Annotated in this window: 20 protein-coding genes; 14 read left to right on the plus strand and 6 right to left on the minus strand. The window is 70.9% G+C overall.

All coding sequences use genetic code 11. The features are described 5' to 3' along the window. Window positions 1-159: 159 nt before the first annotated feature. The 3 genes from AB0F70_RS10960 to AB0F70_RS10970 are packed head-to-tail and all read left to right on the plus strand — an operon-like array spanning window position 160 to window position 3,725. Window positions 160-681 (plus strand): PadR family transcriptional regulator, encoded by a 522-nt coding sequence (locus AB0F70_RS10960; RefSeq protein WP_357447535.1) that lies wholly within the window; start codon window positions 160-162, stop codon window positions 679-681. A 30-nt stretch (window positions 682-711) separates the two neighbouring features. Beyond that, window positions 712-1,410 carry an ABC transporter ATP-binding protein gene (locus AB0F70_RS10965; RefSeq protein WP_357447537.1) on the plus strand — a complete coding sequence of 233 codons (699 nt, stop codon included), beginning with the start codon at window positions 712-714 and terminating at the stop codon, window positions 1,408-1,410. Next, window positions 1,407-3,725: an FtsX-like permease family protein gene (locus tag AB0F70_RS10970; RefSeq protein WP_357447540.1), complete on the plus strand. Its 2,319-nt coding sequence runs from the start codon at window positions 1,407-1,409 to the stop codon at window positions 3,723-3,725. Before AB0F70_RS10965 ends, AB0F70_RS10970 begins: the two co-directional genes overlap by 4 nt. A 72-nt stretch (window positions 3,726-3,797) precedes the next feature. Here AB0F70_RS10970 and AB0F70_RS10975 read toward each other — a convergent pair whose 3' ends face one another. After that, on the minus strand, window positions 3,798-7,271 hold the full coding sequence (locus tag AB0F70_RS10975) for a family 43 glycosylhydrolase (protein ID WP_357447543.1): 3,474 nt from the start codon (window positions 7,269-7,271) through the stop codon (window positions 3,798-3,800). Between the two features lie 368 nt (window positions 7,272-7,639). Between AB0F70_RS10975 and AB0F70_RS10980 the strand changes: the two genes are divergently transcribed. The 3 genes from AB0F70_RS10980 (at window position 7,640) to AB0F70_RS10990 (ending at window position 9,032) form a co-directional block, all read left to right on the plus strand. Continuing rightward, window positions 7,640-7,879, plus strand: coding sequence for a hypothetical protein (locus AB0F70_RS10980; protein WP_357447546.1), 240 nt, complete (start codon window positions 7,640-7,642; stop codon window positions 7,877-7,879). Between the two features lie 84 nt (window positions 7,880-7,963). Continuing rightward, a complete protein-coding gene (locus AB0F70_RS10985; protein ID WP_357447548.1) occupies window positions 7,964-8,566 on the plus strand; it encodes a hypothetical protein in 603 nt (200 codons plus the stop codon). Window positions 8,567-8,606: 40 nt separating this feature from the next. Then, a complete protein-coding gene (locus AB0F70_RS10990) occupies window positions 8,607-9,032 on the plus strand; it encodes a DUF4345 domain-containing protein (protein WP_357447551.1) in 426 nt (141 codons plus the stop codon). Between the two features lie 172 nt (window positions 9,033-9,204). Here the strand turns inward: AB0F70_RS10990 and AB0F70_RS10995 are convergent, their stop codons facing one another. Then, window positions 9,205-10,092 carry a GNAT family N-acetyltransferase gene (locus tag AB0F70_RS10995; RefSeq protein ID WP_357447554.1) on the minus strand — a complete coding sequence of 296 codons (888 nt, stop codon included), beginning with the start codon at window positions 10,090-10,092 and terminating at the stop codon, window positions 9,205-9,207. 151 nt (window positions 10,093-10,243) lie between these two features. On the opposite strand from AB0F70_RS10995, the gene AB0F70_RS11000 reads away from it, so the two are divergent. The 3 genes from AB0F70_RS11000 to epsC all read left to right on the plus strand — a co-directional run bounded on the left by AB0F70_RS11000 (window position 10,244) and on the right by epsC (window position 13,119). Continuing rightward, complete coding sequence (locus AB0F70_RS11000) at window positions 10,244-11,029, plus strand: lytic polysaccharide monooxygenase auxiliary activity family 9 protein (RefSeq protein ID WP_357447557.1); 786 nt, start codon at window positions 10,244-10,246, stop codon at window positions 11,027-11,029. A 558-nt stretch (window positions 11,030-11,587) separates the two neighbouring features. Beyond that, on the plus strand, window positions 11,588-12,523 hold the full coding sequence (gene cysK / locus AB0F70_RS11005; protein ID WP_357447560.1) for a cysteine synthase A: 936 nt from the start codon (window positions 11,588-11,590) through the stop codon (window positions 12,521-12,523). Then, window positions 12,523-13,119, plus strand: coding sequence for a serine O-acetyltransferase EpsC (gene epsC / locus AB0F70_RS11010; protein ID WP_357447563.1), 597 nt, complete (start codon window positions 12,523-12,525; stop codon window positions 13,117-13,119). The genes cysK and epsC overlap by 1 nt, the downstream gene beginning before the upstream one ends. Before the next feature lie 16 nt (window positions 13,120-13,135). On the opposite strand, the gene AB0F70_RS11015 is transcribed toward epsC, so the two are convergent. Beyond that, on the minus strand, window positions 13,136-13,528 hold the full coding sequence (locus AB0F70_RS11015) for a hypothetical protein (RefSeq protein ID WP_357447565.1): 393 nt from the start codon (window positions 13,526-13,528) through the stop codon (window positions 13,136-13,138). A gap of 194 nt (window positions 13,529-13,722) precedes the next feature. Here AB0F70_RS11015 and AB0F70_RS11020 point away from each other — a divergent pair, with 194 nt between their 5' ends. From AB0F70_RS11020 to AB0F70_RS11030, 3 genes are all read left to right on the plus strand, one after another. After that, complete coding sequence (locus AB0F70_RS11020; RefSeq protein ID WP_357447568.1) at window positions 13,723-14,010, plus strand: hypothetical protein; 288 nt, start codon at window positions 13,723-13,725, stop codon at window positions 14,008-14,010. Further along, the gene (locus AB0F70_RS11025; RefSeq protein WP_357447571.1) at window positions 14,007-14,432 is read left to right on the plus strand and encodes a hypothetical protein; all 426 of its coding nucleotides are present in this window, start codon (window positions 14,007-14,009) and stop codon (window positions 14,430-14,432) included. Before AB0F70_RS11020 ends, AB0F70_RS11025 begins: the two co-directional genes overlap by 4 nt. 153 nt (window positions 14,433-14,585) lie before the next feature. Then, on the plus strand, window positions 14,586-15,698 hold the full coding sequence (locus tag AB0F70_RS11030) for an LLM class F420-dependent oxidoreductase (RefSeq protein WP_357447574.1): 1,113 nt from the start codon (window positions 14,586-14,588) through the stop codon (window positions 15,696-15,698). 77 nt (window positions 15,699-15,775) lie between these two features. Here the strand turns inward: AB0F70_RS11030 and AB0F70_RS11035 are convergent, their stop codons facing one another. Beyond that, window positions 15,776-16,210 carry an MGMT family protein gene (locus AB0F70_RS11035; protein WP_357447578.1) on the minus strand — a complete coding sequence of 145 codons (435 nt, stop codon included), beginning with the start codon at window positions 16,208-16,210 and terminating at the stop codon, window positions 15,776-15,778. A gap of 91 nt (window positions 16,211-16,301) precedes the next feature. Between AB0F70_RS11035 and AB0F70_RS11040 the strand changes: the two genes are divergently transcribed. After that, the gene (locus AB0F70_RS11040; protein WP_357447581.1) at window positions 16,302-17,618 is read left to right on the plus strand and encodes a GNAT family N-acetyltransferase; all 1,317 of its coding nucleotides are present in this window, start codon (window positions 16,302-16,304) and stop codon (window positions 17,616-17,618) included. Window positions 17,619-17,649: 31 nt separating this feature from the next. Here AB0F70_RS11040 and AB0F70_RS11045 read toward each other — a convergent pair whose 3' ends face one another. Both AB0F70_RS11045 and AB0F70_RS11050 read right to left on the minus strand, forming a co-directional pair. Further along, on the minus strand, window positions 17,650-18,684 hold the full coding sequence (locus tag AB0F70_RS11045) for a zinc finger domain-containing protein (protein ID WP_357447584.1): 1,035 nt from the start codon (window positions 18,682-18,684) through the stop codon (window positions 17,650-17,652). Further along, the gene (locus AB0F70_RS11050; RefSeq protein ID WP_357447587.1) at window positions 18,677-19,129 is read right to left on the minus strand and encodes a ribose-5-phosphate isomerase; all 453 of its coding nucleotides are present in this window, start codon (window positions 19,127-19,129) and stop codon (window positions 18,677-18,679) included. The genes AB0F70_RS11045 and AB0F70_RS11050 overlap by 8 nt, the downstream gene beginning before the upstream one ends. 78 nt (window positions 19,130-19,207) lie before the next feature. Between AB0F70_RS11050 and AB0F70_RS11055 the strand changes: the two genes are divergently transcribed. After that, window positions 19,208-21,247 (plus strand): M13-type metalloendopeptidase, encoded by a 2,040-nt coding sequence (locus AB0F70_RS11055; protein ID WP_357447590.1) that lies wholly within the window; start codon window positions 19,208-19,210, stop codon window positions 21,245-21,247. The last annotated feature ends 148 nt before the right edge of the window (window positions 21,248-21,395 follow it).

Below are 21,395 nucleotides of genomic sequence, written 5' to 3' on the forward strand. Positions count from 1 at the left end.
CACACCTGTCTGATGCTGAACAGCGCCCAACTCTACCCGCCCGGCCCGGCGCCCCGTTGAGTGCTGGATATTCGCCCCTCCAAGCCGCCCGAGGGGGCGAATATCCAGCACTCAACGGAGACTTCCTGCCGTGTATACATGGTGTGTATAGTCACCGCCATGAGTATCGGACATGCGTTGCTCGGGTTGCTCGAGGGTGGGGCGCGCCACGGGTACGACCTCAAGCGCTCCTACGACGAACGCTTCGGCCACGACCGCCAGCTCGCGTACGGCCAGGTCTACTCGACGCTCGCCAGGCTGCTGAAGAACGGCCTCGTCGAGGTCGAGTCCGAGCCCGGCGCGGGCCCCGAGCGCAAGAAGTACGCGATCACGGACGCCGGTGTGTCCGACGTCGCCGCCTGGCTCGCCAAGCCCGAGAAGCCCGAGCCCTACCTGCAGAGCACGCTCTACACGAAGGTCGTGCTCGCCCTGCTCACGGGCCACGACGCCGAGGACGTGCTCGACACGCAGCGTTCGGCACACCTGAGCCTCATGCGGGAGCTCACGCGCCGCAGGGACGGCGGCGACCTGGCCGACCAGCTCATCTGCGACCACGCGCTGTTCCACCTCGAGGCCGACCTGCGCTGGCTCGAGCTCACTGCAGCGCGCCTGCAGCAGCTCGCCGCCCAGGTCCGCGCCTAACCCTCGAGACCACCGAACCCTGGAGCACTCATGCCCACCGAACCACTGCTCACCGAACCACTGCTCACCGCCGAGAACCTGCACCTCAGCTTCGGCTCCACCACCGCGCTGGACTCCGCATCGGTCGAGGTGCGCGCCGGGGAGGTCCTGGCGCTCATGGGCCCGTCCGGCTCCGGCAAGTCCACCCTGCTGCACTGCCTGGCCGGCATCCTCCACCCGGACGCCGGCCGCGTGACCTACGCCGGACGCGACCTGACCGCCATGCACGACGACGAGCGCAGCGCCCTGCGGCGCAGCGAGTTCGGGTTCGTGTTCCAGTTCGGTCAGCTCGTCCCCGAGCTCACCTGCCTGGAGAACGTGGCCCTGCCGCTGCGGCTGGGTGGTGCGCCCCGGCGCGCGGCCCTGAGCAGCGCGAAGGCCTGGCTGGAGCGCCTCGAGGTGTCCGACGTCGCGGACAAGCGTCCCGGGCAGGCCTCGGGCGGGCAGGGGCAGCGGGTCGCGGTCGCTCGCGCCCTCGTGACCAGGCCGAAGGTCGTCTTCGCCGACGAGCCGACGGGCGCCCTCGACTCCCTGAACGGTGAACGGGTCATGCAGCTCTTCGTCGCGGCCGCCCGGGAGACCGGGGCCGCAGTCGTGCTGGTCACGCACGAGCCGCGCGTCGCCGCGTACTCCGACCACGAGGCCGTCGTGCGCGACGGCCGGGTGCGAGCACGCGAGTACGCCCGATGAGGCGGATCGACGACCTCGCCCTCGGCATCCGGCTCAGCGTCGGCGGCGGACGGTCGGGCTGGGTCCGGCTGGCCCTGATCGCCGTCGGCGTGGGGCTCGGGGTGACGATGCTGCTGATCGCCGCCAGCATCCCCACGGTGCGCGACGCCCGCGACGCGCGCGACGGGGCCCGCTCGGTGGACACGGGTCAGGAGCTGAGCCTCGGCTCGCCGTCGGCCCTTGTCCAGGAGGTGCGCTCGACGTACCGCGAGGACCCCGTCGTCGGGCTGATGATCCAGCCGGAGCACGACGGCGCCCCGCTCCCCCCGGGCGTGACCCAGCAGCTCGCGCCGGGCGACCTCGTGGTCTCCCCCGCCCTCGCCGACCTGCTCGCCTCCCACGACGGTGCGGCGCTGCAGGGCCGGTGGGGCGACCGCGTGGTCGGCACCATCGGCGACGACGGCCTGACCGGCCCCGAGGAGCTCAGGTTCTACCTGGGCACCGACCAGCTGACCGACGCGACGGCCACCCGCATCCAGTCGTTCGGCGGGGCCGAGTCGTTCGACGAGGGCCTTGACCCCACGCTGCTGCTGCTCGTGCTGGTGGGCATGGTCGTGCTGCTGCTCCCGGTCGCCATCTTCGTCAGCACGGCGGTGCGGTTCGGCAGCGAGAACCGCGACCGGCGGCTCGCCGCGCTGCGGCTGGTCGGGGCCGACGTCGGCATGACCCGCCGGATCGCCGCGGGCGAGACCCTCGCGGGCGCCGCGGGCGGGCTGGTCGTCGGCACCCTGCTGTTCCTCGCGATCGGGCAGCTGGCGGGCTATGCCGTGCCGGCGAGCATGAGCTTCTACCCGGAGGACCTGCGGCCCGTCCCGGTGCTCGCTGCCCTGACGGTGGTGCTCGTGCCGGTGACGACGGTGCTGGTCACGCTCTCCGCGCTCAAGCAGGTGCTGGTCGAGCCGCTGGGTGTGGTCCGGCGCAGCGGCGAGCGCCGACGGCGGTTCTGGTGGCGGCTGGTCTTCCCGGTCGCGGGCGTCGCGCTGCTGACGCCGTTGCTGGGCGGGCTCGACGGCTCGCTGGGCAGCCAGGTGATGGTCGTGGCCGGGCTGGTTCTCGTGCTGGCGGGTGTCGCGTTGCTGCTGCCCTGGCTGGTCGAGGCGACGGTGCACCGGCTGAGCGGGGGCAGCGTCGCGTGGGAGCTCGCGGTGCGGCGCCTGCAGCTGGACAGCGGGACGGCGGTGCGTGCGGTCTCGGGGATCGCCGTCTCGGTCGCCGGCCTGATCGCGATACAGGGGCTGGTCGGGGCGATCGGGACGCTCAGCGCCGAGTCGCAGGCCGACACCAGCACGTTCCAGGCGGCCGTCCTGGACATCGCGCCGAACGGACGTTCCGCCGGGACCTGGACCAGTGCGCTGGCCGGGGCCGAGGGCGTGACGGCGGTCGGGGAGCTGACCTCGACGTGGGCGCGGACGGCGGCGGACGGGGCGACGTCGGACGATGCGCCGACCGAACCCGTCGGTGACGACGACATGCTCGTCGAGTCCGGCACGTGCGAGGTGCTGGCCCAGGAGGCGCGGATCGACGCGTGCGCCGACGGTGACGTGTTCGTCGTCGTGCCGGAGGGTGCGAACGCCCCGGCGCCCGGCAGCACCTACCTGCTCGGTCCCGCGGGGAGCGACGACGTGCGGTGGACGCTCCCGGCGTCGGCGGAGGTGGTGGACCCGCCGAGCGGCGGGGTCGACGCGATGGGCGGGATGCCCCCGCGGATCCTGGTGACGGCCGGAGCCCTGGACGGGATCCGGCTCGATCCCGAGTCGGTGACCGCGTACGTCGCGCTCGATCCCGCCGTACCGGACGCCCTGGACCACATGCGCACGGCAGCCGCGCAGGTAGACCCGGCAGCGTTCGCCTCGCCGATCGAGCAGGAGCGCATCGCCTCCGTCCTGGGCGGCGTGCGGCAGTCGCTGCTGGTCGGGACGGTGGCGCTGCTCCTGCTGATCGGGGCCAGCATGCTGGTCAACGTCGTCGAGCAGCTCCGGGAACGGCGCCAGCTCCTCGCGGTGCTGGTCGCGTTCGGCACGCGGCGTCGGACCCTCGGCGGTTCCGTGCTCTTCCAGGTGGCCATCCCCGTGCTGCTCGGGCTGACCCTGGCCGTGCTGACCGGTTCGGGCCTGGCCCTGGCGCTGCAGACGGCGGTCGACGCCCCGCTCACGTTCGACTGGGTGGGCGTGGGGGTGACGTCCGGGGCCGCCGCGCTCGTGGTGCTCCTGACGACTGCCGCGGGCCTGCCGCTGCTGTGGCGCCTGACCCGCCCGGAGGCCCTGCGCAGCGAGTAGCCCGACCTACCGACAGAACTGCGGCCCTGACCCGGCGTACCTGGTACGCCGAGTCAGGGCCGCAGTCCTCGACTAGCTTCGGGCCTGGACCTTTGCCGTCTGCGCGGAGACCGCAACGCCCGGGAACGCACCCGGCCGGGACGCCGTCACCCGCACCGACATGCGGTGCCCGATGTCGGCCGGCGTCAGTCGCAGAGTCTTGCGGGTCGCGTCGGCCACCGGCTCGCCGTCCCGCAGCCACTGGTACGTGAACGTGATGCCCCGCTTGTCCCAGGTGCCGGGCGTCCCGGTCAGCGTTCCGCCGACGAACGCCTTGCCCTGGACCTTCGGCGGGCGCAACGCCTCCGGCTGGACGCCGTCGTAGGGCAGCGGGTCGACGCTCGTGAGCGTCGGCACCACCTTTTCCATGAGGCCCTCGTCGTTGAACGTCAGCCGGTCGATGGTGGTCTCCCGGTGGGTCCCGTCACCGCCCGGCATGCCGAACCGGTGGTAGGCGATGTACCACTCGTCGGTTCCCGGCACCTGCACTATCGAGCTGTGCCCGGTCCCGAGGATGCCCTGGCTCTGGTCCTTCTCGAGGATGACGCCGCGGTAGGTCCACGGCCCGTCGACGCTCGTGGCCGTGGCGTAGCCGACCCGGTAGTCGGCAGAACCGGTGTCGTCGATCGAGTAGGTCAGGTGGTAGAGCCCGTCGCGGTAGTTGAGGAACGTGCCCTCGCGGAAGTCGTTGAGGCCTGAGATCCGCTTGAGCGTGTCCTGCTTGATCGACAGCATGTCGTCGCTCAGCTCGGCGTAGACCGGGCCGTCGGACGGCCCGCCGTTGCCCCAGAACAGGTAGTACTTGCCGGTCTCGGGATCCTGGAACGCGGACGGGTCGATCGCCTGGCCCGACGTGATCGCCTCGTTGTTCAGGACCATCGCCGTCGGCTGCGCGGTGAACGGGCCCTCGGGGCTGTCGGCCACGGCGACGCCGAGCGTCTTGCGGTTGTACGTCGGGTTGTGGCCCGAGAAGTAGAAGTAGTACTTCCCGTCCCGTTCGATGATCGTCGGCGCCCAGGCGTTACCGCTCGCCCACGGCACGTTGCCGTTCTCGCCGTCCAGGGTCAGGAACGGCTCGGCCGAGCGCTCCCAGTCGGCCAGGTCCTTCGACTTCCAGACGTAGAAGTCCTTGCCGCCCCAGCCCGCGACGCCGTCGGTGGTCGCGTAGAGGTAGTAGTAGTCGCCGAACCGCGCGATGTTCGGGTCGGCGTACAGGCCAGGCAGCACCGGCGACCGCATCTCGACGGCGCGTACGGTCCAGTCGCGGGTGGCGCCGTCCTGCGCGGTCACCGTGAACGTCTTCGCGATCGAGAGGTCCACCGGACCGGTGACCTCCGGCGAGACGGTCGACGTCGACACGGTCTTGAAGGCCGGCTCCAGCGCCGTCCGGTCGGTGCCCGGCGTGACCGGCAGGGTCACGGTCGAGGAGGCGGAGTCGATGACCGCAGGAACCTTGAGGCTGTCGAGCTCGACGCCGGTGATGGCCGTCGGGTCCGCCCCGAGCTCCTGGACCTCGTCCGCCGACAGCGCCCGGTTGTAGATGCGGAAGTCGCGCACCTTGCCCTTGAGGTACCTGTCGGAGGTGTAGTTGGAGCGGCCGATGTAGTTGGCGGTGGTCCGGCCGTCGCCGATGTCGCCCGGCTGGATCGTGACGCCTGTCTTCTCGCCGACCTTGACGCCGTCGAGGTAGAGCACGGCGGTGCCGTCCTGGAGCGTGTACGTGAGCGTCTTCCAGGCGCCGCGCGGCAGGGCGGGCCCGCCCGCCACGGTCTGCTCGGTGCTCCAGTTCCCGGACGCGATGGAGGTCCGGTAGTTGTTGCCCGTGGTGAAGAGGTAGCCGTTGCCGGTGCCCCCGCCGTCGGTGTTGCCCAGGCCCCAGATGAAGTACGGCGTCTCCTGCGCAGGGTCCAGCCAGACCTTCGTCGAGACGGTGATCGCGTCGAGGCCCGCCATCATGTTGTTCGGCAGCTTCACGTGACCGTTGGTCCCGCCCAGGTTCAGCGCGCCGTCGGCGAAGGTCGCGTCGCCGCTGACCGCGCCGTCGTACCCGTGGCCGGTGCTGTCCGTCGCGACGGCGCCGGAGGTCTCGTCGAGGTCGTACTGCGCGACCAGGCCGTTCTCGTCGGCGACGACGGGCGTGGGCTCCTCCGGGATCACTATGCCGTCGCGCAGCGCGGCGAGCTCGGCCGCGGTGACCGGGATGACCGTGCCGTGGCGCGGGCTGGCCGGCAGGTCGTAGTCCGCGGCCACCTGCCAGTCCGGGTTCTCCAGGTCGTCGGTGCCGAGGGGGATGTAGCCGCGGCCGCCGTACTCGTCGACGAACAGGTAGTACGGCGAGCCGGACGTGTCGCCCGGGTTGGCCTCGAAGACGGTAGGTCCTTCGACGGCGGACGTGCCGGCGTCGCGGCCGATGCAGGCGTCCATGAACTCCCAGGACGGGTTGCCCGGCAGGTCCACGGCGATCAGCGACGGGGACTTCTCCTGGATGATGTCCGAGCAGCCCGTGCCGCCGCCGCCCTCGTCCTTGGTGAAGCGGTAGTAGGTGTCGTTCTCCTTGATGACCGTCGAGTCGATCCGGGACTCGCCGCGGTCCTGCCAGATCTTGGCCTCGCTGAACGTGACGAAGTCACGCGTCGTGGCGTAGAGCATCCGGTTGTACGCGTTCCCGGTGTGGTTCGGGTCGTCCTCGGCGTACAGCTTCGAGGCCCAGAACACCACGTACTGCTGAAGCGACTCGTCCCAGTACGCCTCCGGCGCCCAGGTGTTGCCCGCCGTGTCGGGCGAGACCTTGATGTGCCGCTGCGCCGACCAGTTGATCAGGTCGGTCGACTCCCAGACCTCGAGGTACTTGCTGCCCTGTCGCTGCGAGCGGTCCCAGTCGCCGTTGCGGCCGATGGAGAGGTCCGTGGCGATCAGGTAGAAACGGTCGCCCTCGGGGGAACGGATCAGGAACGGGTCGCGCAGGCCCATCTCGCCCATGGTCGACTCGAGCGTCGGCTGCCCCCCGTTGAGCTCGTCCCACTTCAGGGCGTTGTTGCCCCGGCTCGCGGCGAAGTAGATCTTCTCGCCGGCTATCGAGTTGCCGGTGAAGTAGCTGAAGGCGTAGCCCTCGTACGGTGCGGCAGCCGGCTGCTCCCGCACGGTGAGCGGGATCTCGCGCGTGGCGGTGGTGTCGCCGACGGCGGCGGTCGCGGTCAGGGTCACCGTGGTGTCCCCTGCGCCGTGCGCCGGGCGGTCGACCACGCCGTCCGTGGCGACGACGTCCGGGTCGGACGACGCCCAGGTGACCGTTGCGTCGTGCAGGCCGGACGACGGCAGCGTGAGGTGCCCGCGCACGTCGTCGGCGTGCACGATGCTGAGCGCTGCGGCTGCGGCGTCGGCCTCGGCCTGGGCGGGCTCGGCGGCGCTCGCCGGCAGGAACGGGAGCAGGCTTCCGAGCAGTGCCGCGACGGCGCCGACGGCAACGGAGCGTAGGGGCAGAGGGGAACGACTGGTGCTTCTTTGCACGGTGACCTCGCGAGAATGTGAACGTTAACAGTCGCGCCATATATGACCATCGCCGGATCGCCGTGTCAAGCCTCCGGAAAAAACCTTGGCCCGCTCCGGAGGGCGGCTCGTAAGGTCGCTCCCGATGAACGCCATGACGATGAACGTGATGATCAGAGAGCGTTCCGCCCGCTAGCGGCGCGGAACGCACACTCACACCCAGCGCGTGCCCCGCGCCGCCGGCTCCCACCGGGCGGCGCATTCGTGCTGCCCGGAACTCGAGTACCGACGACTTCCGGAGCACACCATGTCGCGCAACCGTTCCTCACGTATCCCTGCCCGCAACCCTTCCCGGCCGGCCGCGGCCGAGCGTGGATGCCGGGCTGCTCGTGATCGACCGTCGTGCGGAGCCGCTGCTGCCCGTGCGCGAGCAGCGCGGCTACCAGCGATTCGCCGCGGCGGTGTTCAACGGACGCGGTCGCGGGCTGCACGAGATCCTCGCGCGGCAGGGCATCGCCCGGGACGACATCCGGCGGTGGGCGCGCGAGCACGGCGTCGGCCCGAACGCGCTCCCCCGTGAGCTGGACGCCCGGGCGTGGGCGGGGGCGTACCGCATGAGCGGGCGGTGAGCCGGTCGGCGGGTGGCGTGACCAGCCCCGATCCATCACAGCATGCCCAGTGGATCGTCATGTCGGTGCTGTCGAATGGTCCCCATGACACGGACCACCTCGTACCGCCCGCGCCATCGCTGGATCATCGCCGTCACCTCGGTGGTCGGCGGGTTGGCGGTGCTCGGGGTAGCCGGCGAGCTCGTCCTGCGCGGCATCATCGACGACCGGATCGCGAGCGCCGAGGCGGACCTGCCCGCTGGCGTCACCGTCACGCGGGACGACACCCCTGCGCTCTGGCAGGTCGCGACCGGTGAGGCCACCGTGTCGGTGCGGGTCTCCCCCGAGGCCCTCACCGAAACGGCGCGCACCGCCACCGACCTGCCGGAGCTTCAGGTCGCGTCGGAGGAAGGGGAGCTCGTCGCACGGCTACCGCTCTCCATCGCGGGCAGCGAGCAGACGGTCGACGTGCTCCTCTCCGTGGCCGCCGAGGGCGGCCAGGCGGTGCTCCGCGCGGACACGGTCCGGCTCGCCGGGCTCTCCATGCCCGTGGCCACGCTCGCGGAGCAGCTCGGCAACGCCCAGCTGGACCGGCTGGTCGAGGGCGTGGCGTTCCCGGAGGGTCAGGACCTGCAGCAGGTGAAGATCTCGTCGGTGCGTACCACCGACGACGGGCTGGAGCTCGGGGCCGAGGTAGCCATGTGGTGAGTCCCGGCGACGGGCCGGGCGCCCGTGCCAGACTGCCGATATGGGTCGACGGACATTGCTAGTGGTCATCGCCGTGCTCGGCGTCGTTCCCGTGCTCAGCGGGCTGCTCGGGATCGTGGGCGGGCCCGCTGCGCTGCCCGGCGGCCAGGCGGTGAACGCGACCGTCGACGGTGAGTACCGGTTCACCAACGTCTTCTGGCTCGCGGCGGGGCTGCTCATCTGGTGGAGCCTGCGCCGGCCTCAGGAGCGCGCTGCCGTGACGCGCGTGATCCTCGCGATCGCGTCGCTCGGCGCCATCGCGCGGCTCATCTCGGTGATGGTGACGGGCTGGCCGCACCCGGCGTTCATCGGGGCGCTCGTCCTGGAGCTGTTCGTCGTGCCGCTGGTGATCTGGTGGCACGTGCGGACGTTCCCCCGGCCGGCTGTGACCTCGGGCGCCGGGACGCCGTCGAGCACGAACGCCTGAAGCCGCAAGCAGAGTGCACGAACTCGGGCTGTGTTGCTGAGAGTAGACATCGTCAACGGAGAGCAACACGCTTCGCGGACTACATGCTTGCCCCGCGGAGCCTGTCGAATGAGCCGTCAACACCATGACTTCCGACGGCACCAGCTCGACTGGATGCGTGCCGAGACCGGCGTCAGCTGAGCACCAGGCTTGCGATCTTCCCGTCGCGCAGCTCGAACTTGAACGGACCGGTCCCGTTGAACCGGTTGCTCGTCACCATGATGTTCGCCGTGTACTCGCCGTGCGCGGACCCGGGCAGCACGGAGATCAGCTCGAACTGGCTCTGCATCCCGATGTTGTCGGTCTCGTTCCAGCTCCGGACGCCCTCGGGGCCGTGGAACTCACGCCCCCAGTCGTTCAGGTAGGCGTCGTCCGTGAAGGTGCCCACGAACCATTCGGTGTCGGCCGCGTTCGTGGCGTCGACGAACTCCTGGATGACGGGCGGGATGATGGCGGGCGTGTCGTTGACAGCCATACGAACCTCCAAGGCACTCGGTCTCCTCGACCCTAAGCACAATTCGTAGAATCGCCAGAGATGCCGCAGCTCGGCAGGTATCTCCGAACCCGCATAGGGCGAACGCTCCACGAACCCGCGCGACTCGTAGAGCCGGTGGGCCCCGTGCATGAAGCGGTTGCTGTCCAACCGGACCGTCGGCGCCCGCAGCTCGTCGCGGGAGAGCTCCAGGAGCCAGTCCAGCATCGCCGAGCCGACGTGGGCGCCGCGGTGCTCAGGGCGCACGAACATCCGCTTGATCTCGACGGCGCCGTCGTCCTGCACGCGCAGGGCCACGACGCCCACCGGTGCACCGTCAAGCTCCGCGAGCGCGATCACGCCGGACGGCCTGCGGAACCTGTCGAGCGCCGCGGGCGTGTGTCGCGCGTCGCCGCCCATCGCGAAGCCGTAGGTCTCCTCGAACGTCGCGAGCGCCCACGCCATGTACTCCGTCATGAGCTGGAGCACGACGGCGTCGTCGGTGGCGGACGCCTCACGGACCTGAGGCTGGATCTGGGGCTGGTTCACGCAGTTCCTTCCTGGTAGTCGCCGAACTCTAAACGTTTCACGGGGTGGTTTTCGCCCGCGCGGCGTCCGCACAGTGTTTCTGCAGAGCGGTTTCTGCACCGCGCCGTGGCGGGCTCCGCCAGGCGCACCCGCCCGAGCACCTGGAGGAACCATGTCCATCCGTGCGCACAAGCGCAGTCTCACGCTCGCCATCACCGCGGCGCTGGTCGCTCCGTTCGCCTTCGTGGCCGCGGTCACCGCGGACACCATCACAGCGGCGCCCGCGGCCGCACACGGTTCGGTGACCGACCCGCCCACGCGCAACTACGGGTGTCTCCAGCGCTGGGGCAGCGACCACCTGAACCCTGAGATGGCCAACATCGACCCGATGTGCTGGGGTGCCTGGCGGCACGACCCCAACGCCATGTGGAACTGGAACGGCCTCTACCGGGAGAACGTTGGCGGCAACCACGAGGCAGTCATCCCCAACGGGCAGCTCTGCTCGGGTGGCCGCACCCAGTCGCCCCGGTACGACTACATGGACACCCCCGGCGAATGGGTCGCCAAGGACGTCCCGCAGCAGTTCCACCTCACGCTGACCGACCAGGCCCGGCACGGCGCCGACTACCTGCGCATCTACGTCTCGGAGCCCGGGTTCGACCCGACGACGGAGGCGCTCGGCTGGGACGACGTCCAGCTGGTCAAGCAGACCGGCAGGTACCCGTCGCAGGGCACCTACGAGACCGACGTCGACCTGTCCGGGCGCAGCGGCCGGGCCGTCCTGTACACGATCTGGCAGGCCTCCCACCTCGACCAGCCGTACTACCTGTGCTCGGACATCAACATCGGCGGCGGTGCGGCCGCAGCCGTGGCTGAGGCCGAGCCCGAGTCGGCCGTCACGACAAAGGTCGCGACGACGGCGGCCGCCGCCTGTCGCCTCGGTCAGTTCGCCGCCTGACCGCGGCAGAGCAGGAGACAGCAGCACCTCTTGGGTCAGCAGTCGGCCTCGGTCCCTGAGCGGATCGGGGCCGACGTCACGCCTGGTGTACTTCGCGCCTCAGGACGCCGCCCCAGGAGCCCTCGGGCGACCCCAAACGCATAGGTGTGATCGATACCTGAGACAGATCTTGTCTCACAGTCCCTGCCCGCGTAATCTGCTCCAGGCGGGCCGATGGCTCGCTACGGAACACGCAGCCACGCGGCCGTCCGGCCGCCCACGCAGGGAGGACGTCTTGAGCACCGTGCGCTCCGCACTCCCCACCTCGGCCCTGCCGGCCGCTACGCACTCCATGTGCGTGTCCGACTGCTGCCCCCGAGGCTGTCTGTAGAGCGTCCGCTTCGCGCCCGACCACACCGGCTCAGCCGAGCGTGGCCCAGGCGCCGGCGCGATGCTCCGGTCCCACCCAAGCCCCAGACGCTCCACGCCAGTCCCGAGGCACGCATCCGCACGACCCGGGCGCCGACGTCGGACATGCACGACTCCAGCCAGGCCCGCCACACAGTGAAGGAAGAACACATGGCCCGCATCTATGACGACGCGACCAAGCTCATCGGCAACACCCCGCTCGTCAAGCTCAACCGCTTGACCGAGGGTCTCGAGGCGACGGTTCTCGCGAAGCTCGAGTTCTACAACCCGGCCAACTCCGTGAAGGACCGCATCGGCGTGTCCATCATCGACGCCGCAGAGGCGTCCGGTGAGCTCAAGGAGGGCGGCACGATCGTCGAGGGCACCTCTGGCAACACGGGCATCGCCCTGGCCTGGGTCGGCGCGGCCCGTGGTTACAAGGTGGTCCTGGCGATGCCGGAGACCATGTCCAAGGAGCGCCGCGCGCTGCTGCGCGCCTACGGCGCCGAGCTGGTGCTCACGCCGGGCGCCGAGGGCATGAAGGGCGCCGTCGCGGCGGCCGAGAAGATCGCCCAGGAGCGCCCGGGCGCCATCCTGGCCCGCCAGTTCGCCAACGAGGCCAACCCGAAGATCCACCGCGAGACCACGGCCGAGGAGATCTGGGCCGACACCGACGGGAACGTCGACATCCTGGTGGCCGGTATCGGCACGGGCGGCACCATCACGGGTGTCGGCCAGGTGCTCAAGGAGCGGAACCCCGACATCAAGATCGTCGCGGTCGAGCCCGAGGAGTCGCCCATCCTCAACGGCGGCGCCCCCGGCCCGCACAAGATCCAGGGCATCGGCGCCAACTTCGTGCCGGAGATCCTCGACACCAAGGTGTACGACGAGGTCATCGACATCAACCTCGCCACCGCCATCGACACCGCGCGCCGCTCGGCGCAGGAGGAGGGCCTGCTGGTCGGCACCTCCTCCGGTGCCGCCCTCTCCGCAGCTCTCCAGGTCGCGAAGCGCCCGGAGAACGCCGGCAAGACGATCGTCGTGATCGTCCCGGACTTCGGCGAGCGTTACCTCTCGACCCCGCTCTTCGAGGGTCTGGTCGACTGATGGCGCGGGCGCGCGGGCTGTTCCGGGTTCTCGCCGAGGACCTGGCCGCAGCGCGCGCCCACGACCCGGCCGCACGGTCGAACCTGGAGGTCGCGCTCGCCTATCCCGGCGTGCACGCCCTCTGGGCCTACCGTGCGGCGCACCGCATGTGGCGGGTGCCGTCCCTTCGCCTGCCCGCGCGGCTGCTCTCGCAGCTCGCGCGGGCGGCGACCGGGATCGAGATCCACCCCGGCGCCCGGCTGGGGCAGCGCCTCTTCATCGACCACGGCATGGGTGTGGTCATCGGCGAGACCACCGTGGTGGGCGACGACGTCATGCTCTATCACGGCGTCACCCTGGGCGGCCGGTCGCTCAACCGCGGCAAGCGCCACCCGACGCTCGGCGACCGCGTGACGGTCGGCGCGGGCGCGAAGGTGCTCGGCCCCGTGTGGGTGGGCGACGACGTGCAGATCGGCGCCAACGCCGTCGTCGTGAAGGACGTACCCCCCGGAGCCGTCGCCGTGGGCATCCCCGCGCGGATCCGGGTGCCGAACGCGCCGGTGGCGGAACGCCCCCGGCACGAGGACCCGTCGGAGCTCATCGAGTACACGATCTGACCGACGCCCGCCGGCTTCAGCGCAGGCGGTCCGCGTGCTGCTGCGCCAGCGCGGGCGGCGCCGTCGCGAGCCAGGCGTCGACCAGGGCTTCCCGGAGATCCGCCTCGTCGATGACGTCGAGCTGGATCAGCACCCCCGCGAAGCCGTCGAAGTGCGCGATCGTGAAGAACCCCGGCCGCTCCTCGGCCAGGATCGCCTCCTTCTCCCCCAGGTCCTCGACCCGCACGCCGAGGATCGGGCCCTCCGGCACCGGCTCGTCGCCGAACCGCTTGAGGTCGGCCTTGGTGAACGGGCGTTCCCAGGCGAACGCCTCGCGCCCGACGGACCAGGCACGGTGGCGCCAGCTCAGGCCCTCGGCGGTCTCGGGCAGCGCGAGGGCGAGCCGGGCGACGTCGTCGTAGGTGGCCACCGTTCCACGGTAGACCGTCAGTTCGACGAGCGCGCACACCACGGCACGCCTAGAGTTTTTCCATCTAGTCATCCAGACTGGGCATGCGAAACGAGCGCGACGAGGTGGATATAACAGCAATGCTCATGGAAACACATGAAGTGGTGGAGAGCGAAGATCTCGACTTCGGTAGGATCAGCGGTAGGATCAGGTCTATGGCCGAGAAGATGGGCAAGTACTCGATCACGATGCCGCGCAGCCTTGCCGAGGCCGCGCGGGAGGTCAGTGGCGACGCGGGCCTGTCTGCCTACATCGCGGGCGCGGTCGAAGCAAAGGTCCGACACGACAGGCTCGGCATGTTCCTCGCCGAGTACGAAGATCTGCATGGACCGATCAGCGAGGAACGCATCGCTGCGGCCGAAGCAGTGATCCGTCGCGCCGACGCAGAACAGGCTGAGCGCGCACGCACCAAAGCCGCACGTCAGCAAGGTGGTGCGGCATGACGCCGTCGAAGAAGCAGAAGCCGGGGCCACTGCCCGGCACGTTCGTCCTGGACAGCGAAGGGCTGTCGAAGGCGGTGGCTCATGACGACGCGGTGGTTGACCTTCTTGCCGCTGCGCATCGGCACGACATTCCTGTCGTCATCAGTTCGGCCACGCTCGTCGAGGCCATTCACCCGAAGATCAATCGCAGAGCCTTGGACTGGCGCCTGTCCATGTTGTCGGTCGAGCCGGTGACCGAACAGGTCGCTCTGGACGCGACCGAGCTCCTTGCCGACGCAGGCAAACACGGTCACAGTCACGCGATCGACGCCATGGTGTGCGCGACGGCAATCGCCTCACCCAAGCCGGTCCGCGTACTGACGTCCGACCCGGACGACATCACGGCCCTGGCGGGCGAACACGTCTCCGTCATCGCCGTCTGACCGACAGCGGCCTCGCCCGCGCCGACCACCCGGCGTGGGCGAGGCCACCTGTGTAGAGCGCGACCGCTCCGGCGCCGGGCAACCGGTAGGGTGTGGGCAATACCTGGGACGCGCCGTCCCAGGTAAGACGTTCCCACGACGAGGTGACCCCACATGCGCATCGGATTCCAGACCGGTTACTGGTCCCGCAAGCCCCCGAAGGGCATCCAACAGTTCATCGTGGCCGCCGACAGACTCGGCCTCGACTCGGTCTGGACGGCGGAGGCCTACGGCTCCGACGCCTTCTCGCCGCTGGCCTGGTGGGGCTCGCGCACCAAGAACGTGCGGCTGGGCACTGGCATCGCCCAGATCTCTGCCCGCACGCCGACGGCGACCGCCATGCAGGCGCTCACGATGGACCACCTGTCCAAGGGTCGGTTCGTGCTGGGCCTCGGTGCCTCCGGGCCGCAGGTCGTCGAGGGCTGGTACGGCCAGCCGTACAAGCGGCCGCTGGCCCGCACGCGCGAGTACGTCGACATCGTGCGGCAGGTGATGCGCCGCGAGGCGCCGGTGACCCACGACGGCTCCTTCTACCAGCTGCCGCTGTCCGCGGAGGCACCCGGAGCGATGGGGCTGGGCAAGGCCCTCAAGCCCACGGTGCACCCGTTCCGCCCCGAGATCCCCATCATCCTGGCCGCGCAGGGCCCCAAGAACGTGGCCCTCGCAGCCGAGATCGCCGACGGCTGGATGGCCGGCTTCTACGCGCCCCGCATGGACGACGAGTTCCGCGCGCTGCTCGCCGAGGGTTTCGACGCCCGCTCGGAGGAGCGTTCGGCGGCCGACGGGTTCGAGGTCGCGGCCACGGTCCCCGTCATCGTGCGGGACGACGTCGAGGCCGCCGCCGACGTCATCCGCCCCCACATCGCCCTGTACGCGGGCGGGATGGGCGCCAAGGACGCGAACTTCCACAAGCAGTCGCTCGACCGGCTCGGCTACAAGGAGCCGCTCGACAAGGTGCAGGAGCTGTACCTCGCCGGGCGCAAGGAGGAGGCGGCAGCCGCCGTCCCGACGCAGCTGGTCGAGGAGATCGCGCTGGTCGGCCCGATCGCCAAGATCCGGCGCGAGCTGCCGGCCTGGGAGAGCACCGCGATCACGACGATGCTCGTCCAGGGCGACCCTGCCTCCATGCTGGCGCTGCTGTCGGCGTCGCAGGACTCCTCGCTCGGCGGACGGGCACGCTCGACGACGTCCGCGCTGCTCTCGCGGGTGGCCCCGAAGAAGGTCTGACGGCGGTTAGGCCGGTAGGTCTCGACGGGCTCGACCAGCGGCGCCCCCGGTGGTCGAGCCCGTCGAGACCCCCGCGCTCAGTCGTCCTCCGGGAACCACACCGCGCGCCTCAGGTTCACGCGGCGCCCGTCGCGCGACAGCGGGCAGCCCTCCGCGCGCAGCGCGTCCAGGGCCTCGGTCAGGTACTGCTTCGGCGGGGACCCGACCGCGTTGACGACGCGCCACCAGGGCACGCCCCCGTCGTCCCCGTCATCGGACGGCGGTGCGGCGTCGCCGTCCGCGCCCTCGGGACCGTCGTCGTCCGGGACGAGGTGCGCGTACCGGTCCCCCGACCCGGCCATGACGCTCCCCACCTGACGCGGCCCGCCGCGGCCGAGCTCCTCGCCGACGATCTCGGCGATCAGCCCGTACGTCATCGCGCGGCCCGAGGGGATGCGCCGGACGACGTCGAGCACCGCGGCGGCATACTCCTCGACGTCGGTGAGCTGGGTTCCGGGCGGCGAGTCGGTCACGCATGCGATCGTAGACGCGGACACCGACAGCCACTGTGACGTCACGGAGACAGGCAGTTTTCCACTTGCCCGCTGGTGGCACGATCGACGCATGGCACTTCCTCAGATCGCCCTGCCCGACGGCTATCGCTGGCGCACGCTGACCAAGGACGACCAGCGGCTCGTGACCGAGCTGGACACGTGGGCTTTCCCGTCAGGCCTCGCCCACGACGACATCGACGCCACCCCGTCACCGCTGACCTGGGAACGTGCGATAGCGATCGAGGCCGAGGGCTTCGACGGCCTGGTGGCGCTGCACGCGTCCTACCCGTTCCGGCAGTTTCCCGTGCCCGGCGCCGAGCTGCCGACCGCCGGCTTGACCTGGGTGGGCGTCCATCCGCAGCACCGCCGGCGCGGCCTGCTGACCGCGATGATCGACCTGCACCTGGCACGCTCCGCCGAGCGCGGCGAGGCGCTCAGCGCACTGTTCGCCGCCGAGGCGCCGATCTACGGCCGGTTCGGCTACGGCAGCGCGGCCGACGACCTCCGCCTGGAGATCCCCCGTGGCGCCGCCCTGCGCGACGTGCCGGGCTCGGAGCGGCACACGATCCGGCTCGAGGTCGCCACGCGCGAGAAGCACGGCGAGCTGGTCGACCGCCTGCACCGCGCGGTCGGCGCCGCCCCGACGGGCCTACCGGGGATCAACCGGCCCGGTTGGGTGACCCGCGAGACCGAGGAGCTGCAGGCCATCCTCTGGGACGACTCCCCGATCCACCGCGAGGGGCGGGAGTCCCGACGCATCATGGTCGTCGAGCTCGACGGCGAACCGCGCGGCTACGTCACGTTCCGCCGCACCATGAACTGGGAGCTCAGCGGACCGCGCGGGCGGGTCCACGCCGGCGAGGTCGTCGCGCTCGACGCCGCCGCGGCCCGGGCCCTGTGGGGCGCGCTGCTCGATCTCGATCTCACGAACGAGGTCACGCCGTTCGTCCTGCCCGTGGACGACGTCATCACGCACCTCCTGGTGGACCTCCGCGCCGCCGTCCCGCGTACGCCGGACAACGTCTGGGTCCGGCTCGTCGACGTCGCCGGCGCGCTCGCCGGACGCCGGTACGCGGCCGACGTCGACGTCACGCTCGCCGTGACCGACGCGCGGCTGCCCGCCAACGCGGGCGTCTACCGGCTGCGGGCCAAGGCGTTCGGCGAGGTGTCGGTGGAGCGGGTCGACCCGGAGTTCGAGGCGCCCGAGCTCTCGCTCGACGTGCGCGAGCTGGGCGCCGCCTATCTCGGCGGCAGGACGCTCGCAGCGCTGGCGGCCGCCGGACTCGTCGCCGTCCACCCGCGTCCCGGGCAGCCGGCGAACGCGCTGGCCCGGGCGAGCGCTGCCTTCGGCTGGCCGATCGCGCCCGGATCGTCCTGGGTCTTCTGACCCGACCCGCCAGCGGCGTTGCGGTGCCGGATCAGGTCTGGCAGGTGGGGCACCAGAACAGGTTGCGGCCGGCCAGCTCCTTGATCAGCACGGGCGTCCCGCAGATCCGGCACGGCAGTCCGGCCCGGTGGTAGACGTAGAACGCCTGGTCCGACGGCACGGCGCCGGGATCCCCGTCAGCGTTCTGCCGGGTACGACCCCGCCTCGCCGGAGGCTGGTGCTCTGCCGGGAGAGTCCCGCCGAGCTCCCGGTGCTCCGGGCGTGTGGTGACGATCGCTCCCCGCTCCACGCCCTCGCGCATGAGGTCCACGAGGTCGTCCCAGATCGCGCGGACGACCATGGTGGGCACGTCGCGGCCAGGTCGTAACGGGTCCACGCCCATCCGGTACAGCACCTCGGCGCGGTAGATGTTCCCCGCTCCGGAGATGACCGACTGGTCCATGAGCAGCTGCGCGATGGTGACCTTCGACCGGCCGACCGCGGCGACGAAGGCATCGACGTCGGCGTCGTCCCGGATCGGGTCGGGGCCGAGGCGCACCTGGACCGCCGTCTTCTCCTCGGTGGTGATCACCTCGCAGGCAGTGGGGCCGTTGAGGTCGGCGACGGCGTGGTCGCCGAGCAGGCGCACACGGACCTGCCCGCGCGGCTCCGGCGGGAGCCATTCGTCGTCGCCGGCCGAGCCCTGACTCCCGGCAGGCCCGCCGACCGGCAGCGGCGTCTCGCGTTCGCCGATCCGCTTGCGCGGCGCGCCGATCGCGTGCGCCACCTCGGGTGCGTCCGGGGATCCCGCGAACGTCCACGCGCCGTACAGCCCGAGGTGCACACGGAGCCAGAGGAGGTCAGGCCCCGCGGCCGCTCCCGTGTCCTGATCGACTGACACGCCGGCGGGCACGAACCCCAGGAACAGCTGCTTGCCCCACGCCTCGCTCGCCACCAGACGCCGCCCCGAGAGCATGGCGGCGCCGTCGGCGAACCGCCCCTGCGGACTGCTCAGCCGCAGGACCTGCCCGCCGTAGAGCGATCCGAACGTCCGCGCGAGGCGGTGGACGACGTTCCCCTCAGGCACGCTTTGCTTCGTAGTCGGCGAGCTGGTCGATGCGGCGCTGGTGCCGCTCGTCGCCGCTGAACGGCTCGGCCACGAAGGCCTCGACGAACGACGTCGCCTCCTCCACGGAGTGCATCCGGCCGCCCACGGCGATCACGTTGGCGTCGTTGTGCTGACGGCCCAGCTTGGCGGTCTCGAGCGACCACGCGAGGACGGCGCGGACGCCGGTCACCTTGTTCGCGGCGATCTGCTCCCCGTTGCCCGAGCCGCCGATCACTATGCCGAGCGAGCCCGGCTCGGCGACGACGGCCTCGCCGGCGGAGATGCAGAAGGCCGGGTAGTCGTCCAGGGGGTCGATCTCATGGGCCCCGTGGTCGATCACCTCGTGCCCGGCGGTGGTGAGGTGCTGCACCAGGTGCTGCTTGAGGTCGTACCCGGCGTGGTCGGCGGCGATGTGCAGGCGCATGGGCCCCATTCTTCCCCATCTCCGAGGTCGGGCGCGCAGCACGAGAATCCGGGCACGAAGGTTGCGTACGCTGGCGCAATGACCACCGACGCCACGGGTCTCACGTCGGGCATCGACCTCGACGCGCTCGACCCCGCAACCCGACCGCAGGACGATCTGTACCGCCACGTCAACGGGCGGTGGATCGACAGTCACGAGATCCCCGCCGACCGTGCCATGGACGGCGCGTTCCGAGACCTCTACGACAAGGCAGAGGTGCACGTCCGGGAGATCATCCAGGACGCGCCGACCGGTTCGAAGATCGGCGACCTGTACCAGAGCTTCATGGACACGGAGCGCATCACCGGCCTCGGCACGGCTCCCCTGGACGAGGACTTCGCGCTCATCCGCGACGCCGGTGACATGGCGGCCCTGACCCACGCGCTGGGCACGCTGCAGCGCACGGGCGGCACGGCCGGCGTCCGCTTCTGGGTGGACAACGACGCGACCGACCCGGAGAAGTACGTCGTGTACCTGCGGCAGTCCGGCCTCGGCCTGCCCGACGAGGCGTACTACCGCGAGGAGCAGTACGCCCCGATCCGCAAGAAGTACCTGCCGCACGTGGCCAGGATGCTGCGCTTCGCCGGCGTCCACGAGACGTGGGGCATCTCCGCCGACGACGCCGCCAGCCGCGTCTTCGACCTCGAGAAGCGGCTCGCCGCCCACCACTGGGACGTGGTGCGCGACCGCGACGCCACCCTCACGTACAACCCGATGGCACTGGCCGACCTGGTCGAGTCGGCGCCCGGTTTCGACTGGGCGGCCTGGGCCGAGGCGCTCGGCGTCCCCGCCGGCGCGTTCGACGACGTGGTGGTGCGCGAGCCCGACTTCGCGACGGGCTTCGCCGCGCTGTGGCGCGAGCTGTCGGTGCTGGACTGGCAGCTCTGGATGACGTACCACGTGGTCAGCGCCCGGGCGCCGTACCTGACCGACGAGATCGTCGAGGCCAACTTCGACTTCTACGGCCGCACCCTCACGGGTGCGCAGGAGGTCCGCGACCGCTGGAAGCGCGGCGTGGCCCTCGTGGAGGGCGCGCTCGGCGAGGTGGTGGGCGCCGAGTACGTGGCGCGGCACTTCCCGCCGTCGAACAAGGCCAAGATGGACCGGCTCGTGGACGCCCTCGTGGCGGCCTACCGCGAGTCCATCGAGGGTCTCGAATGGATGACCGAAGAGACCAAGGCCAAGGCCCTGACCAAGCTGGAGAAGTTCACGCCCAAGGTCGGGTACCCGGTGAAGTGGCGCGACTACTCAGGGCTCGAGGTGGACGCGGCCGACCTGGTGGGCAACGTGCGCCGGTCCAACGCGTTCGACCAGGACTACGAGCTCGCGAAGATCGGCAAGCCGCTGGACCGCGACGAGTGGTTCATGACGCCACAGACGGTCAACGCGTACTACAACCCGGGCATGAACGAGATCGTCTTCCCCGCGGCGATCCTGCAGCCCCCGTTCTTCGACCCCGAGGCGGACGACGCAGTGAACTTCGGCGGGATCGGCGGCGTCATCGGGCACGAGATCGGCCACGGCTTCGACGACCAGGGCTCCAAGTACGACGGCGACGGCCGCCTCGAGGACTGGTGGACCGACGCCGACCGTACCGAGTTCGAGAAGCGCACGAGCGCGCTGATCGCGCAGTACGACGAGTTCCGCCCGGCGCAGCTCGAGGCGTCCGCAGCCGTCGCGGGTGACGAGGGCGAGGGCGAAGGCGAGGCCGACGGTGAGAAGGCCGAGGACGCACACGTCAACGGCAGCCTCACGATCGGCGAGAACATCGGCGACCTGGGCGGGCTGTCGATCGCGATCAAGGCGTACCGGATCGCGCTCGGCAAGCCCCTGGAGGAGGCGCCGGTCGTGGACGGCCTGACCGCCCTGGAGCGGATCTTCCTCGGCTGGGCGCAGGTGTGGCAGTCCAAGGGCCGTGACGAGGAGGTGCTCCGCCGTCTCGCGACGGACCCGCACTCCCCCAACGAGTTCCGCTGCAACGGCGTGGTGCGCAACGTGGACGAGTTCTACGCGACGTACGACGTCAAGCCGGGCGACGCCCTGTACCTCCCGGAGGAGGAGCGCGTCCGCATCTGGTGACCCAGTCGCCGAAGTAGAGCGCCTGTCCGAGTCTCCCCGAGGTAGCCCGGGGACCGTGATGGCGGGGAGGTCGTCGTCGAGCGTCGCCACGCCGTCGGGGATCTCCCCGCCGTCCACGCCGGTCGGGCCGGACGCCGTCGTGCCCTGG

The sequence above is a fragment of the Promicromonospora sp. NPDC023805 genome, from assembly GCF_040639635.1.
Lineage (GTDB): Bacteria > Actinomycetota > Actinomycetes > Actinomycetales > Cellulomonadaceae > Promicromonospora.

Bases quoted from the DNA above. Each gene is read 5' to 3' on its own strand.
- AB0F70_RS11020 (WP_357447568.1), top strand. From the start codon at position 13,723: ATGGCCGAGAAGATGGGCAAGTACTCGATCACGATGCCGCGCAGCCTT.
- AB0F70_RS10965 (WP_357447537.1), top strand. From the start codon at position 712: ATGCCCACCGAACCACTGCTCACCGAACCACTGCTCACCGCCGAGAAC.
- AB0F70_RS10985 (WP_357447548.1), top strand. From the start codon at position 7,964: ATGACACGGACCACCTCGTACCGCCCGCGCCATCGCTGGATCATCGCC.
- AB0F70_RS11055 (WP_357447590.1), top strand. From the start codon at position 19,208: ATGACCACCGACGCCACGGGTCTCACGTCGGGCATCGACCTCGACGCG.
- AB0F70_RS11000 (WP_357447557.1), top strand. From the start codon at position 10,244: ATGTCCATCCGTGCGCACAAGCGCAGTCTCACGCTCGCCATCACCGCG.
- AB0F70_RS11025 (WP_357447571.1), top strand. From the start codon at position 14,007: ATGACGCCGTCGAAGAAGCAGAAGCCGGGGCCACTGCCCGGCACGTTC.
- AB0F70_RS10990 (WP_357447551.1), top strand. From the start codon at position 8,607: ATGGGTCGACGGACATTGCTAGTGGTCATCGCCGTGCTCGGCGTCGTT.
- AB0F70_RS10970 (WP_357447540.1), top strand. From the start codon at position 1,407: ATGAGGCGGATCGACGACCTCGCCCTCGGCATCCGGCTCAGCGTCGGC.
- AB0F70_RS11040 (WP_357447581.1), top strand. From the start codon at position 16,302: ATGGCACTTCCTCAGATCGCCCTGCCCGACGGCTATCGCTGGCGCACG.
- cysK (WP_357447560.1), top strand. From the start codon at position 11,588: ATGGCCCGCATCTATGACGACGCGACCAAGCTCATCGGCAACACCCCG.
- AB0F70_RS11030 (WP_357447574.1), top strand. From the start codon at position 14,586: ATGCGCATCGGATTCCAGACCGGTTACTGGTCCCGCAAGCCCCCGAAG.
- epsC (WP_357447563.1), top strand. From the start codon at position 12,523: ATGGCGCGGGCGCGCGGGCTGTTCCGGGTTCTCGCCGAGGACCTGGCC.
- AB0F70_RS10960 (WP_357447535.1), top strand. From the start codon at position 160: ATGAGTATCGGACATGCGTTGCTCGGGTTGCTCGAGGGTGGGGCGCGC.
- AB0F70_RS11050 (WP_357447587.1), bottom strand. From the start codon at position 19,129: ATGCGCCTGCACATCGCCGCCGACCACGCCGGGTACGACCTCAAGCAG.